The following is a 14812-nucleotide window of genomic DNA, read 5'->3' on the forward strand; positions in this document are numbered from 1 at the left end:
GTGGTCCCCGATAGTTTAGAGCGTGGACAGCAGCGACCAACCCAGACGACAGGACTTCGTTATCACTGGTACTTCCATTAGATACCACGAGGGTCAGGAACTTGAAATCGGCACGGTCATCGAAAGCGAAGAAGGGCGTTTCGCTCTGCCGTTTAAGGCAAAAGTGCATCGGATGTCTCGAGGAACCGGAGAGCCCGATTTCCTCCGAATTACCCTCGAAGAATTGAAGGAAAAACGTTAGGTCGTCCATTTTCTCAAATGGAGTGCGCCGGTCTTCCCCTTCCGGTTGGTTGCTCATCTGCGCCTGCTGAAACTTCCACCTCAATACTCCCACGTCTCGTGCGCCAGGGGCGACGTGTTGAGCGTCTTCCGGTGGGTCCGCCACTGCGGCATGGCCCGGTCCATCACGGCGACGAAGCGGTCGTTGTGGCTCGGCTCGATCAGGTGGGCCAGCTCGTGGCAGACGAGGTAGTGCAGGCAAATCTCCGGCTTCTTCGCCAGCTCAAGATTGAGCCAGATGCGGCGGGCGACCGGGTTGCAGGAACCCCACTTGGTCTTCATCCGCTTGATGCCCCAGTCACTCGCCTGGACGCCAAGCACCGACTGCCATTGAGCGAGGATCGCCGGCAGTCGCTCCCGGAGCCGGGCACGATACCACGCGTTGAGCACCTTCTGTCGCTCTTCCTGCCCTGCGTCGGGGCGGATCCGGAGTTCCAGGATCGTCCGCCCCTTGAGGGCAATCCGGGGTGAGGCGTCCTCGGGGATGACCCGCAGCCGCAGCCGGCGACCGAGGAAATAATGCGACTCCCCGCCGACCATCTGGCGCGGCGATTGCCGTTCCTGCCCTCCGAAGGCCGCGCGCTGCCGCTTGATCCACCCCAGGCGGCCGATGATCGCCAGACGGACCGCCTCGTCGCCCACGGCCAGCGGCGCGGCCACACGGACCCGGCCGTCCGGTGGATAGACCCCCAGATGCAGGTTCTTGATCCGCTTGCGCTCGATCTTCACCGGGATGCCGCTGACGACGATCTGGTGGGGCTCAATACTCATGCTGACGGCAGACCAGTTCGACCAGTTGCTCGATCTCCGCCCGGCCGGCAGGGCTCGCTTCGGCCCCATCCTCGTGGATGCCGCCCACGACCGGCTTCGCGGCGGGATCAGCCAGCCGCCCGAAGTCCTTCAACACCCCCTCGATCGCCAGCCGGACCTTGCGGCGTTTGACCGGGTTCTCGCGGAAGCCGTCCTGACGGTTGACCCGCACCGCGGCATCGACCGCCAGCGCGAGGTCCTCGTCGCGGCCGAGATTGTCGAAGAGCGCGCGCTGGGCAGAGGTCGCCACGGCCTTGGGATAGCCACCCGCCCCGGATGGATTGCTGGCGTCTGTCACCAGCTTCTCGATCTGGCGCAGGTATTCCCGGTACTCGATCGCCTGCTGCTTGCGCAGGACGATAAGGGCGTCGAGCAACTCCGACATCCGCTCGTAGTACTTCGGGTTCACCGGAGTCTCGTCGATGATCAGCTTGCGCACGTTGTTCTCGATGGTTTCCGCGACCGCCCCCTGCTTCTTGCGAAGTCCCGCCGGCAGCTCCTCCACAGCCTCGTCGATCCCGCGCTTGAGGATCAGGTCGACCAGCGAAAACTCGTCGAGCGCTGAGATCTTGGAGCTGTCCTCCGCGCGGACGTACGTGTCGATAAGGTGCCGCATCGCCGGCTCGAAGCGCTTCAGGTCGATGTAGTCGCCGCTCTTGATCTTGACCGCGTCCCGCAGGCCTTCAAATCGGATCACCTCCGCCCGGATCACGGCAATTTCGGAAGCCGGGTACCCGGCCTCGGCCAGCTCGTTGGCGATGTTGGCGTAGGCGCGGAGCAGGGCAGCCACCGACTTGTAGAGTGCCAGGCGGGCGGGCTCCGTGTTCTTGAGCGCCACCGGGCCCGAACCGTCGCCACAGAAGTAGCGGAGATGTGCTTCCTCGTCGCAGGGCGGCGGCACCGGCTCGCAGAGGGCCTTCACGACCTCCCGGGACTCCTCCATACGTTCTTTGGCCTTACCCAGACGGTCCTTGAGGAGGCCGCTGACGTCCTCCTTGTCGTAGCCCTCCAATGCGCCGGACGTGTAGTCCTTCACCGCATCCTTGATGCTGTTGAAAAGGTCGCGGTAGTCGATGATGTAGCCGTATTCCTTGTCCTCGCCGTCCAGCCGGTTCACCCGGCAGATCGCCTGGAACAGGCCATGGTCCTGCATCTTTTTGTCGATGTAGAGGTAGGTGGCCGACGGCGCGTCGAAGCCGGTCAGCAGCTTGTCCACGACGATCAGCAGCTTCAGCTGCCCGGGCTCCTCGATGAACTTCTCCTTCACCTCCTTCTCGAATTCCTCGACGCGGTACATCGCGCGCTCCTCCGGCTCGTCGAACCACTCCGCCAGCATCCGGCGGTAGATCTCATACTGCCGCAGCTTCTCGGTCAGGCCTTCGCCGCTGTCCTCGCCCTTGATGTCGTTCGGCGAGGGTTTGTAGGAGGTGACAATCGCGCACTTGCCCTTCAGCTCGGTCTTCTCCAGCAGCTCGTAGAAGCCGCAGGCACTGCGGATGCTGTCCGACACCAGCATGGCGTTGCCGTGACCGTCCATCAGGCGCGGCCGTTCCGCCATGTCCATGACGATGTCGGCCACGATCTTCTCCAGCCGGTCCTTGCAGCTGAGCACCTCGCGCAGGGTTCCCCAGCGCTGCTTGAGCTGCGCCTTGGCCAAGTCGGTAAGGCCGCTGGTCTTGGCCTCGAACCACTGGTCGATTTTCTCCTGGGAGCCCAGCCGCTGGTCGATGTCCCGGGCCTCGTAGCGCAAGTCCAGCACCACCCCGTCCGCCACCGCCTCGTCGTACTTGTACGTGTGGATGTAGGAGCCGAAAGTCTCAACGCTCGTCCCCTTGTCCGCCTTCAGCAGTGGCGTGCCGGTGAAGCCGATGAAGATCGCACCGGGCAGGAGAATCTTCATCGCCTCGTGCAGCTTGCCGGACTGGGTGCGGTGGCACTCGTCCACGAACACGTGGAGGTCCCCTTTTGCATGGAAGCCCGGCGGCAGCGACTTCTTGAGTTCCTCGATGTAGCCCTGGATGTCCCCCTCCGCCTCATCGTCGCTGCTCTTTCCTCCGAACTTGTGGATGAGGGAACAAATCAGCGACGGGCCGGTGTCGTTCAGCACGGCGATCAGGTCCGTGCCGCTGCGGGTGCGGCGGATCTTCTCGTTGACCCCCTTGAAGACCTTCTCGATCTGATCGTCCAGTTCGGTCCGATCGGTGACGATGAGCACCCGGGAGTCCGTCCGGTTCTCCAGGATCCACTTGGCCAGCCAGACCATGGTCAGACTTTTGCCGGAGCCCTGGGTGTGCCAGATGATCCCTCCCGTGCGCAGGGCGATCCGGGCCTGTGCGGCGCGCACGCCGAAATACTGGTTGTGACGGCAGAGCTTTTTGATCCCCGCGTCGAAGACCACGAAGTTGTGGATCAGCTCCAGGAAGCGCTCCGGCGTGCAGAGTTGGCCGAGAGCCCGGTCGAGCGGGTTGTCCTCCTCACCGTCCTCCTTCCAGGTCAGGAAATACTTCTCCGTGGTCTGGATGGTACCGTAGCGCAGCCCCTCGCTGTCATTGCCGGCCATCACGAGTTGCACCGTGGAGAAAAAGGGCTCAATGAACTCCTTCTTCTGGCTGTCCCTGCTCTGGCGAATGCCGTTGCTGACCGAGACGGACGAACGCTTCAGCTCCAGCACGCCGAGGGCGATACCGTTGACGTACATCACCACGTCCGGCCGCTTGTCGAAGGCCTTCGGATTCGGTGCGGCCACCGTCACCTCCTCGAAGATGGCGAAGTGGTTGTTCCGCGGGTTGACCCAGTCGATCAACCATACCGTCTGGTTCGCCTCGCCGGCGTCCGGCTTCACTTTCACCCCGTAGCGGAGCAGGTCGTAGACGGCGCGGTTGCGGTCGTAGAGGCTGCGCCCCGTGTGGTACGCCGCCTGGTCGAGTTGGTGACCGGCACCGATGATGAGCTTCTCCGGCACTCCTCTACCTTCCAAGAACTCCCGCAGCATCCCGGCCTCAATGTTCCGGTTGCCTGGCCGCTGCCGCCAGTTCCCGGCGTAGGTCCAGCCCAGCTTGCTGAGCTTCGCGATCACCCGCTTCTGGGTCTCGATCTCCTTTTGGCCGATGTCGCTCATAGCGTTAGAATTGAAAGAAACCGCCGAACGGCGGTTACCTTTCCATGACTTGTTAGCCGTTGGAAGTTTGCAAGGTGCATGGGATGCCGTTCCGTTGGAGGTGAGCGAGCAAGCTTGCGGGGCCGACGGTGTGGATCGCACCGACAGCGAAAAGTGTTGGGGTCTCATCGCGGACCATGTCCATGACCTTGGGCAGCCACTCAAGATTCCGGCCATTGAAGAGGGGCTCAAAGACCCTCGGGAATTGGCTGATCCGCTCGGCTTGGATGGCGGCAAGGTCGGTGAGGTCGGAGCGGAGCCACGCTGTAATGGTCCGAACCAGCTCTCTTTCGGCCAGGCCCGGGTCTCTGACGAGGCGCTCCATCAAAGCTGTGCCGCCGTCCGCCTCTACAGTTGAGTCAAAAATATCGAACGCTCGTGACGGCTCCTCGAGAAATGCAATCCGCAACTCGCGCTGTGCCACAATCTGCCGAAGAGCATGCTCCACTCCCTTCTCTGGCGAAATCCCCAGCGCCGCCGACTGTAGCCGAAAGGCCACAAAAAGCGCGGCTCGCCACGGGCGCATTCCGTCAAATGGAATGGCCGTGCCCGCAGCAGCAAGGATCTCGGCCGCCTGTTGATAAAGAGCCCGCGAACCAGGAAAGTTAAGGTGCGCCCCGGACCGATCAATCCCGACCTCCAGAAACTTGTCGGTCGCGGTCGCGTCGGCCTCCAACACAATCCTCCCGACACCATCGTGTGCCCGCGAAACCCATTCCGGCATCTCCACATCCCGAGGCAGGACGTGGATCGAGCCGAGTATCCGGTGAGGTGTGCCGTCTATGGTCCAGAGCATCGTTTATTTCTTTGGCTAACGGTGAATTAGGGGCGTTTTCACACCGAGGGCAGTGCCCTACGTCGGGTCGTGATCCCAACGCTGGATCACTTTTACCAAGCCGGCGACCAACTCGAAGCGGCCTCGCGTGTAGCCACCGGCCTGAGACACGAGTGCTATTTCAGGCAGGATAGCGGTCACCCTTTCGTGGTCGTTGCTTCTCAGTGCGTCGTGGACCTCTTCCATGAGAAGCGCATTTCGACCTTCGTTGGAAGCATTCTCGATCTCGAACCCCTTCATCACACCGTTCAGGTAATCCACGATCATCATTTTAAGCTTCTCTGGATCTCTCATTTGAAATGCTTCCTAGATGCTGGGGTTCAAGTCCTTCCCAGCGCCTTCGCTCAGACCGTGATCGCCTTCCCGGACTCCTGCCAGAGCTTCTCGGCGTCCTTCTCCGACAGATTTGGAAACAGACCTTTAGCCCGGAGAAGGGCGTAGTTGATGACCTCACTCTCCGCCCGCCGGTTGAAAACCTCGGCGGCGATTGCCGGATGCACGCCCAGCTCATCCGCGAACTTTTTGAGCTGTGACACATCCGGTTTCCCGTGGTGGGCGCGGAAGGTCATCAGGACGTCCCGGTGCACGAGGGTATCCCTGGCCCACTCGTCGGCTTCGGTTTCCCGGGGATCGGCGGCCTGGTCGTCGTACTCCGCGAAAACGTCCCCGACATCGTGGATGTGTAGCACCAGGTGAGCGATCTCGTGGAACAGGATCAGCCAGAATTGCGAGAGGTTCCGGTACTTGAGGCTGTGGATTATGACGGCTTTCCCCGGGTCCAGCAGCCGCGTGCATCCGCGGAAGGCTGAGTGCTTCATCAAGGGCATGAAGACGAGGGCGACGCCGGCGTCGGCAAGGATCTGCTGCACCTCGGGGATCACCCCGGCGAGGGGACGGTTCGTCAGCCCGCGCAAGCGGCGGGCCGCCGCCACGAGCTTCTCGCGGTCGTAGGGCTTCACGTCGATCGTCCGTGCCACCTGGCACCCGAGATCGATCCAAATCGCTCCACTGACCGGATTGGAGTGCTGGTTGGTGTCCTTGAAGGCGGCCATGGCCAACTGCATTTCGGAAGCCTTGTCCCGGAAGCTCCTCAGGTTCGGGACGCCCAGCAGCCGGCACATTTCGGCCTGCCGCGCGGCCGGACTCCGGGTCGGTGCCACCACACCGATCCTCTCCAGCGCCGGGTAATCGACGCATTTCAGGATCGTCTTCTCCTCCTCGGCAGCCTGTTTTCCTACGGCCGCCGGCGTGTGTGGAGTGACCGCGGGAGAGTTCATCCGGGTGAGCCGCTCGAAAGCACTCTCCTCCGCCAGCAGGATCCGCAGGAAATTGCTGACCGACTCCGACGGCCGCGACCGGCCGCCCAGCCACCGCGAGATGTTCTTCTCCCCCAGCCCGGTGATCTCCGACGCACGCTTCTGGGTGAGCCCGTACTTTTCGAGGAAGGCCTGGATCTCCTCGGGCGAAATGGCGTTGAGCGCCTTGTCGAGGAAGGCGTCGATCCGGCGGTTGCCTTCGTCGCCGATCACCGTGGAGCCGCAGGACTCGCAGCTCAGCATCGGCACATCCGGGATCGTGACGACGCCGAGCTTGGGGTGCTCCGTCCTGTGGTCGCGGAGCACGGGCAGGAGCGTTCCTCCTTCACACTCGAAGCAGGGGATGCCCTCGGGCACCGGCGGGCGCTTCTTTTTCGTTTTCATGGGATCAGGGATCGACAGGGATTCGGGGCAAGGTGTGGACCGTATCGCTTTCATGGACGGCAACCATGACCCGCGGCGGCTCCCCTCTTGGCGACAGGGTCACGTGGACGTCGAGCGCCGGGTAGGAGTTGCCGGGCGGGTAAGCCAAAACGCATTGGTAGCGTTGCGGCTGGGCGGCTTGGTTCTTTGGTTTCAGGAAGAGGAGCTCGGATGCCAGGCCGTCCGCGAGGTCGGCGAAGAAGCCGTCTGCCTTGAGGCCCCAGCGATCCAGGTGATTCCTCGACGAGGAGTTCGCGTCCAGAAATCGCCTGCCGGGGTCCCGCAGGGCATCGACGATCTGCCTGCGGATGGTGGCGGGCGCTTTCCGGGGGGGGAGGCTGGGCATCAGGCGGCGAGGTGAAGTTGGTGCCTTTTAGCACCTCGGGCAACAGGTTTTTTCAATTCGGTGTCAAAAAGCACTAAAACCTGACCCTCGCGAAAGTGGGCCGCCGGAACGTCCAGTCGACGAGGCAAGACGTCGGCTGGGCCTCACCTTGTCCATGCGCCCATGAGCTTTCTTGCGACTTCGGCGTTCCGAATCTGCCCGCTTCTCGCGAGCTTTGCACCAGCTTCGACGCCGACCTTGCTCACCATGGTCTCCAGGCTCCGACGGCGGCGGTCGGGGAGCTCGACGTAAACATAGGTCACCTCCGAGCCACCCTTCTTGCGCTTGCGAACGACCTTGTCCACGACGGAGCCCGGCGGACTGACCAGTTCCCGTCCATCGGCTTCCACGATGCCGACTGCCAGTGCTCCGCCCCTTGGGCGTCAGTCCTCCGATCTGACGTCGTGAGATCTCCTTTTCCAGCCTCTAGGTCCCCCGCATCCGGACCGACCAACCCAACAATTACGATCGAGTTCTTTGATCTCCCGCCGCCACCGACCTCCAAGCACTTTCGGTCGTATGGTAAGTTTTTTTTGGTGATAGGTCCTCGCCGGACACCTGGACACTTTCGATAGACCCAGTGCGTTGGATCTAAAACGGAAGGATCTGAACTCCGAGAAGCGGGCCATCATCCGCTGTTGCAGGCTCGAGCGGTGGATCCGTCCTTCGCAAAGATTTCCGGAAGCTGGTCCACACTGGGTCAGCACTCCGCCTTCTGAGCCTGAGATCCCCGAGTCGCCCCCGTGACCTCTCCGAAGTTAGACTTTTGGTAGCCGCGTAAACGGGCTGCCCGATTGAGAGTCGCCCGAAGCCGAGTAATCCTCGTCTCCGCCGATCTCTTCCTCCGGGCCCCTTCCGCGGCGCGGCAGGTTATTCTTGCCCAGTTTCTGATTAGCCTTCGCCGTCGAGGCCCGCCACTCTAAGTATTTTCGACGCATCGAGAGCAATTCCTCAAGGGTATAAATCTCGCTCGCACTGCCATCGATTGCCTCCATTTGAAACCCAGGACGCTGACCCACCTGTCTACAAAACTCCGTCCAAAGAGCCTCGCCACGAATCTCCTCCTTTCCCACTACAAGTGGGTCGAGCTTCAATCGAGCCCAGACCTGATTGACCGTAAAAAACTGCTGAGGACTTTCTAGATCCAAGTCCATGGCCAGGATGCCCTCTATTCTTTCGGCATAGGATTTGGCGTAAATGTCCACTAGGCGTTCGCGCTCTCCTTGGAAGTATTTGATGGTGTTATCGCAGCGCACCAGGAGCGTCAGCGCTTTCTGCCCTCCCTTGGGATCTGAACTAAGCCCCATCGCAACAACGAGCTGCGCCAACTCCAATGGCGAGACTTCGGGGTAGCTGGCGACGAAACTATTCCCCGCGCGCTTTTTGCCCGCCATCTCTGCCGCCTTGGTAGCAGCTGCTTTCCTGTTGGCAGCGGTCTTTGTCTCTTTCTTCGTCTTGGCACCCTCCTCATCAGGTGCTCCTTTCTTGGCGGCCGCCTTTGACGACCTAGCTGTCGGGCTTGAGATTCCGCCGTTCTTGGTTGGTCGTTTCATCGAGGTAGGTAGTAGTGCTAAAGAAGGCGATACCGAAGCGAACCGCCAGTTCCAAGCTGCGGTTTTGGCCGCCGTGATCATCTCCTGTCACTTCATAGCCTAACGTTAGCAGCACGATGTTAGATGCCCTCCTGTGCATGCCCAGCCGCATGCCCAATTCGAGGCGTTTTGAGGCATTTTTTGGCATTTCCAGTCCTTTTCAGATCCGCGGAAAACCCCAAGAAAAAACCCTGCAAGTCATTGACCTGCAGGGCTTTGAAATTGGTGGCGGGAGTAGGATTTGAACCTACGACCTTCAGGTTATGAGCCTGACGAGCTACCTGGCTGCTCCATCCCGCGATTTTGTGTGGTGCACCTTGCGGTGCGGGGCGGCACCCTATTCAGATCGCGTGGCCGTGCAAGGGATTTTTTGTTGGTTTCGGGTTTTGTTTCTCGGGGGTGGACAAGCGAGGTAGCCGGCCTTTCGAAATCGTTGGCGTGCGGGGCGGCGGCGGGTATGGGGACGCATGCCGCAGCGCTCCACGGGTTCCCGCGTTTACCTCTCGATCATCGGGCTGATGCTCGCGGTCATCGGCGGGATCTTTTCGTGGCTGATGTGGCGGAGCTTCCAGCGCGCGAGAGAGGTGGACCATTGGCCGCAGGTGCCGTGCGTGATCCTGCGCTCGGAGGTGGAGGAGCGGCAGATCGATCCGAATGGCCGGCTGGAGTATCACCTGGGGCTGCTCTATGGGTACCATTGGGAGGGCGTCCCACGGGAGAGCGATCTGCTGAAGCTGCGTGGCAGCCCGTGGGTCGGGAAGGAGGAGGCGGTGAAGATTTTCATCGAGCGCTATCCGGAGGGTTCGCAGCACCCATGCCGCGTGAATCCCGCCAAGCCGGAAATCGCGGTGCTGGAGCCGGAGTCGAAGGCGCCGGGGTATTCGCTGTGGTTCCCCTTGCTGTTTGTGGTCGGGGGAATCGGGATCGTTGTCGGGGCGTGGCGGAGGTGACGCATCTCTGTAGGCGCGGTGGTGAGACAGCGGGCGCCACCGGTGAAGCGGACCTCACCGTTGCTTCATAGGACTCATAGGTCCTATAGGACTGGTTCCTCCCTGCGGATCCCTCACCGGATCACCCGCTTCTCTGTCCGGAGGATCCCGGCGGCGCGGCGGTCGTCGTTGTATTCGAACGCACCGGCATCGGGGGCGCGGCCGGTGAAGGGCTCGCTGCCTTTCTCGCCGGCATCCACCATCTTGCCCTTCGCGACGGGACGCATGAAGGCGGTCTCTGGCAGTGATCCATCACCTTGGCGCGGCGTGATGAGAAGCTTCACATCGAGCGAAACGAAGTCCTTCGCGGTAACTCCTTCGCCTTCGCCGAAGAGATTGCCCGCAAGCTGGCTGCCCTCGCGGTTCAGGTTCTGCACCTCATTGCGACTACCGAAGCCGAGATTGTTGCGAATGTGGTGGCCGCTGCCGGGAACATCGCGACCTTGGGTGAAGTCGCGCCCGAGGAAATTGAAGTTCGCGCGGTTCTTGTAGGAGCTGTTGTGGATCCAGTCGCCGCCGCCGGGATGGTGGTTCGCGTAAAAGCCGCTCGATTTGTTAGATGCGGCGACGCAACGGATCACCGAGTGCCGTGGGATCTGCCGTGGCAGCCCGCGCACGGCCTCCAGCCCGAAGCCGCCGATCTTGAAGCCATTGCCATCACCGAGGCTCTTGCCTTCGGGCGACTTGCCATTGTCGAAGGCCCAGCAGTTCTCAAAGCGGATGCTTTCCCACGCCGAGATGCAGTCGAAGCCATCGTCGGAATTCAGCCACGCCCGGCACCCGCGGAAGACATTGCCGGTGTCGCGGCGGCCGGGATGGCAGCCGAAGCCATCGACATTCCCGCCGCGCCCGCCTTCGGATACGGAGTCGTAGTTGTTCCAGGCATCGCAATTCACCACGAGATTGTTGGCACCGCCGGAAAGGTAGAAGCCGATGCCCATCCCATCGTGCATCTGCAGGCGCTCGTAGCGGTTGTGGCTGCCCGTATTGGAGAAGCAGATCGATTGCGTGTGATGAGTTGCGGTGACCTGCACACCGGTGACCGCGAAGCCCTCGAGCACGAGGTGCGAGCCATCCACCTGGAAGGCATGGACGCGCAGGCCGGCCGGCTTCACCGCGGAGAAGTCGAAGATGGGCTTTTCGCCTTTCTCGGCGCGGTAGGTGATCGGCTTGCCCGGCGTGCCGCTTTTATTCAGCAGGGTCACGTAGGCCCAGATCCGCTGGCGGCGGGCGATCATCGACTCCTCCATCGCATAGGTCCCGCCGCGCAGGATGACCGTGTCGCCGGGAGCTGCCGCCGTCTGGGCACGCTGGACGGTGGCGAAGGGGTGCGGCCGGTCGCCGCGGGCCTGGTCATCGCCCGCGGGCGCGACATACCAGGTCGCCGCGTGGGCCGCAGTGGCGAGGAGCAGTGGAAGCAGGAATCTCATGTAAATCAGAACGGGCGCACGATTTATACCCGATCTTCCTGTTTTCTCCGACTCTCCCGATCGGGTGATGTTGCGCACCGGCCGGGATTGCCTCTGCGGCGGGTTTCGTGCATGTCCCGGGCATGCTGATCCCCCGAGCACTCGTTCTTACCACCCTGATCGCCGCCGCCCACGGGGCGACGGGCTTTTTCCGCCTGCCGGCCATCCACGGCGAGACGGTCGTCTTCACCGCCGAGGGCGACCTGTGGAAGGTCCCGGTGAAGGGCGGCGCGGCCCAGCGGCTGACCACCCATCCCGGCCTCGAGGTCTTCGCGGCAATCTCGCCCGATGGCAAGTGGCTGGCCTTCTCCGCCGAATATGAGGGGCCGAATGAAGTCTACGTGATGCCACTGGAGGGCGGCCTGCCAAAGCGCCTCACCTGGCACGGCGAGGCCGCCCGGCCGGTCGGCTGGACCCCCGCGGGGAAGGTGCTCGTGACCACCCGTGCGCACTCCACGCTGCCGAATGACCAGCTCGTGGCGATCGATCCCGTGAGCGGCGAGGAAAGTCTGCTGCCACTGGCGCAGGCGAGCGATGGGGACTTCGATGAATCCGGCAAGCGCCTCATATTCACCCGCCTCCCCTTCCAAGGCAGCAGCACCAAGCGCTACCAGGGCGGCACCGTGCAAAACCTGTGGCGCTACGACGAGGGCACCGCCGAAGCCGTCGCTCTAACGGGTGACTTCAAGGGCACCTCGAAGCGTCCGATGTGGGAGAAGGACCGCCTCTACTTCCTCAGCGACCGCAGCGGCACCATGAACCTGTGGTCGATGCTGCCGGATGGTAAGGATGCCAAGGCCCTGACAAGTCACACCGGCTTCGACATCCGCCACGCAGACCTTCACGACGGGCGCATCGTCTATCAGCACGCGGGCACGCTGCGGATCTTCACGACCGGTGATGGGAAGGATGCGGAGATCCCGGTGACACTGACGTCCGATTTCGACCAGACGCGCGACCGCTGGGTGAAGAAGCCGTCCGACTACCTCACGCGCTTCAGCGTTTCGCCGGATGGCGAGAAGCTGGTGCTGACCGCGCGCGGCAGTGTCTTCGTGGCTCCGGTAAAGCCCGGCGGCCGCTTGGTGGAAGTCCCCCGCCCTCCCGGCACTCGCTTCCGCGAAGCGAGCTTCCTGCCCGATGGCAAGTCACTGGTCGCGCAGACGGATGAGACCGGCGAGATCGAGATGGTGAAGCTGCCCGCCAATGGCGTGGGTGCGCCGGAATTACTCACGCAGGATGGCACTATCTTCCGCTACGCGCCGGTCCCCTCCCCCGATGGCAAGCGGCTCGCGTGGCAGGACAAGAACCTGGAGCTGTGGGTGCGCGATCTAACAACCAAGCAGTCCGTCAAGGTCAGCACCTCGCCGATGCGTGGCTTCCCTGATCTGGCTTGGTCGCCGGATGGCCAGTGGCTTGCCTTCGTGGAACCGGCGGCGAATACCTTCAGCCGCATCCGCCTCTATCGCGCCACCGATGGCAGCATCATCGAGGCGACCAGCGACCGCGTGATGAGCTTCTCGCCCGCATGGTCGCTGGATGGCAAGTGGCTCTACTTTCTGAGCGATCGCGAGCTGAAGTCTCTCGTGAAAAGCCCGTGGGGACCGCGCCAGCCGGAACCCTACTTCACCGAGAGCACCCGCATCTACGCGCTCGCTCTAACAAAGAACGGGCGATTCCCCTTCACCCCGCCGGATGAGCTGGTGGCGGTGGAGCCGAAGGAGGAAAAGAAGGACGAGAAGAATGGCGACAAGCCCACACCGGTGCCAGTCGTGGCGATCGATCCCGATGGCCTCTCCACGCGCCTCTATGAAGTGCCCGGTGTTTCCGGGAATCTCTCCGGCCTGGCCGCGACCGCGAAGCATCTGTTCTTCAACACGCAGTCCCCGGGCAATGACACGAAGCCGCGGCTGATGCGGCTGGATATTTCCCATGAGGATGCGAAGCCGAAGCTCTTCGCCGAGGATACCAAGGGCTGGGATCTTTCCTTCGATGGCAAGTGGCTGGCGCTGCGCAAGGGCGATGCCTTCCACGTGGTGCCCGCTGGCGGCGATTGCCCGGCGAAGCTGGAGAAGCCGGTGCCACTGGATCGCTGGACCTTCGAGATCGAGCCGAAGGAAGAATGGCGGCAGATCTATCAGGAGTCGTGGCGCATGCTGAGGGACTTCTTCTACGACCCGAAGATGCACGGCCTCGATTGGGTGGCGGTGCGAGACAAGTATGCGCCGCTGGTGAATCGTGTGGCGGATCGCTCCGACCTCGGCGAGATCCTGCATGAGATGTCAGGGGAGCTGAGCGCGCTGCACATCTACGTGCGTTTCGGCGACCTGCGCGAGGGGCCGGAGAAGATCCAGCCGTCGGCACTGGGTGGCCGGCTTTCCCGCGATGCCGCGAGCGGCGGTTGGCGCGTGGATCACATCTATGCCACCGACCCCGATTACCCGGGGGCGATCAGCCCGCTATCGAAGCCCGGCGTGGGCGTGAAGGAGGGCGATGTGATCGTGGCGATCAATGGCCATGAGTTGAAAGGCGTGGAGCATCCGCAGCAGTGGCTCGCGCAGAAGGCAGGACAGCAGGTGCTGTTAGACGTGCTCGCCGTCGGTGGCGTGCGGCGCAATGTGCTGGTGACACCGCTTTCCCCCGAGAGCGCCGCCGACCTGCGCTATGCGGAGTGGGAATACACCCGCCGCCTCGAGACCGAGCGGCTGGGACAGGGGAAGATCGGCTACGTGCACCTGCGCAACATGGGGCCGGAGAGCATCCTGGAGTGGGCACGCGATTTCTATCCGGTCTTCGACAAGCAGGGCCTGATCATCGACATGCGGCACAACCGCGGCGGCAATACCGACTCGTGGATCCTCGGCCGCCTCTTGCGCAAGGCGTGGTTCCATTGGTCGCCGCGGGCGGGTATGCCGTATTCTAACATGCAGTACGCGTTCCGTGGTCATCTGGCGGTCCTGTGCAACGAGTGGACTTCCAGCGATGGCGAGGCGTTCTCCGAGGGCTTCCGCCGCCTTGGCCTCGGCAAGGTCTTCGGCACCCGCACCTGGGGCGGCCAGATTTGGCTGAATGCCCAAGGCTGGCTCATCGACAATGGCATGTGCACCGCCGCGGAAATCGGGGTCTATAGCCCGGAAGGCGAGTGGCTCATCGAGGGCACCGGCATCCAGCCCGACGTCACCGTGGACAACCTCCCCCACGCCACCTTCGGCGGAACAGACACCCAGCTCGAAGCCGCGGTAAAGCACCTGCAGGAGCTCATCCAAAAGGACCCCCGCCCCGTTCCCCAGCCGCCACCACGGCCAGACAAGACAAAGGAGTGAAGGGACGCGAGCGGGTGCGTTGCTTCTTGTAGCAGAAGGACTTCGTCCTTCCGGCGGGGTGCGGGTGTCGTGGGGTGAAAGCCAGCGAGTTGCCGCTGCGGACCGCACCCAGCCGGAACGACGAAGTCGTTCCGCTACTGGGAGCGCGGAATTCATTCCGCCCGGCAATCCGGGCGAACCTATCCTACGGGCGGAATAAATTCCGCGCTCCCAGTAGCTCTCGATCCCCCTGCCTTT

The 14812-nt window shown here is 62.7% G+C and carries 12 protein-coding genes and 1 tRNA gene; 2 read left to right on the plus strand and 11 right to left on the minus strand.

Annotation, left to right across the window (positions count from 1 at the left end; translation table 11 throughout):
- Positions 1-321: 321 nt before the first annotated feature.
- From OKA05_RS08880 to OKA05_RS08925, 10 genes are all read right to left on the minus strand, one after another.
- Entirely contained in the window at positions 322-1050 is a 729-nt protein-coding gene (locus tag OKA05_RS08880) for a M48 family metallopeptidase (protein WP_264486776.1), read from the minus strand.
- Positions 1040-4207 (minus strand): type I restriction endonuclease subunit R, encoded by a 3168-nt coding sequence (locus OKA05_RS08885; RefSeq protein WP_264486777.1) that lies wholly within the window; start codon positions 4205-4207, stop codon positions 1040-1042. The genes OKA05_RS08880 and OKA05_RS08885 overlap by 11 nt, the downstream gene beginning before the upstream one ends.
- Positions 4208-4259: 52 nt before the next feature.
- Entirely contained in the window at positions 4260-5042 is a 783-nt protein-coding gene (locus tag OKA05_RS08890) for a TraB/GumN family protein (RefSeq protein WP_264486778.1), read from the minus strand.
- A 57-nt stretch (positions 5043-5099) separates the two neighbouring features.
- Positions 5100-5375 (minus strand): hypothetical protein, encoded by a 276-nt coding sequence (locus tag OKA05_RS08895; RefSeq protein WP_264486779.1) that lies wholly within the window; start codon positions 5373-5375, stop codon positions 5100-5102.
- 50 nt (positions 5376-5425) lie between these two features.
- Entirely contained in the window at positions 5426-6781 is a 1356-nt protein-coding gene (locus OKA05_RS08900; protein WP_264486780.1) for a type II toxin-antitoxin system MqsA family antitoxin, read from the minus strand.
- A gap of 4 nt (positions 6782-6785) precedes the next feature.
- Positions 6786-7166 carry a hypothetical protein gene (locus OKA05_RS08905; RefSeq protein WP_264486781.1) on the minus strand — a complete coding sequence of 127 codons (381 nt, stop codon included), beginning with the start codon at positions 7164-7166 and terminating at the stop codon, positions 6786-6788.
- A 143-nt stretch (positions 7167-7309) separates the two neighbouring features.
- On the minus strand, positions 7310-7555 hold the full coding sequence (locus OKA05_RS08910) for a hypothetical protein (protein WP_264486782.1): 246 nt from the start codon (positions 7553-7555) through the stop codon (positions 7310-7312).
- Between the two features lie 408 nt (positions 7556-7963).
- Complete coding sequence (locus tag OKA05_RS08915) at positions 7964-8758, minus strand: hypothetical protein (RefSeq protein WP_264486783.1); 795 nt, start codon at positions 8756-8758, stop codon at positions 7964-7966.
- Positions 8712-8873, minus strand: a complete 162-nt coding sequence (locus OKA05_RS08920) for a hypothetical protein (RefSeq protein WP_264486784.1) — start codon at positions 8871-8873, stop codon at positions 8712-8714. Before OKA05_RS08920 ends, OKA05_RS08915 begins: the two co-directional genes overlap by 47 nt.
- A 147-nt stretch (positions 8874-9020) precedes the next feature.
- Positions 9021-9097 (minus strand) — tRNA-Met (locus tag OKA05_RS08925).
- Positions 9098-9264: 167 nt separating this feature from the next.
- Between OKA05_RS08925 and OKA05_RS08930 the strand changes: the two genes are divergently transcribed.
- Complete coding sequence (locus OKA05_RS08930; protein ID WP_264486785.1) at positions 9265-9747, plus strand: DUF3592 domain-containing protein; 483 nt, start codon at positions 9265-9267, stop codon at positions 9745-9747.
- Between the two features lie 113 nt (positions 9748-9860).
- On the opposite strand, the gene OKA05_RS08935 is transcribed toward OKA05_RS08930, so the two are convergent.
- The gene (locus tag OKA05_RS08935) at positions 9861-11216 is read right to left on the minus strand and encodes a right-handed parallel beta-helix repeat-containing protein (RefSeq protein ID WP_264486786.1); all 1356 of its coding nucleotides are present in this window, start codon (positions 11214-11216) and stop codon (positions 9861-9863) included.
- 122 nt (positions 11217-11338) lie between these two features.
- Between OKA05_RS08935 and OKA05_RS08940 the strand changes: the two genes are divergently transcribed.
- Positions 11339-14575 (plus strand): S41 family peptidase, encoded by a 3237-nt coding sequence (locus tag OKA05_RS08940; RefSeq protein ID WP_264486787.1) that lies wholly within the window; start codon positions 11339-11341, stop codon positions 14573-14575.
- Positions 14576-14812: the final 237 nt, after the last annotated feature.

It is taken from the genome of Luteolibacter arcticus (assembly GCF_025950235.1).
Lineage (GTDB): Bacteria > Verrucomicrobiota > Verrucomicrobiia > Verrucomicrobiales > Akkermansiaceae > Haloferula > Haloferula arctica.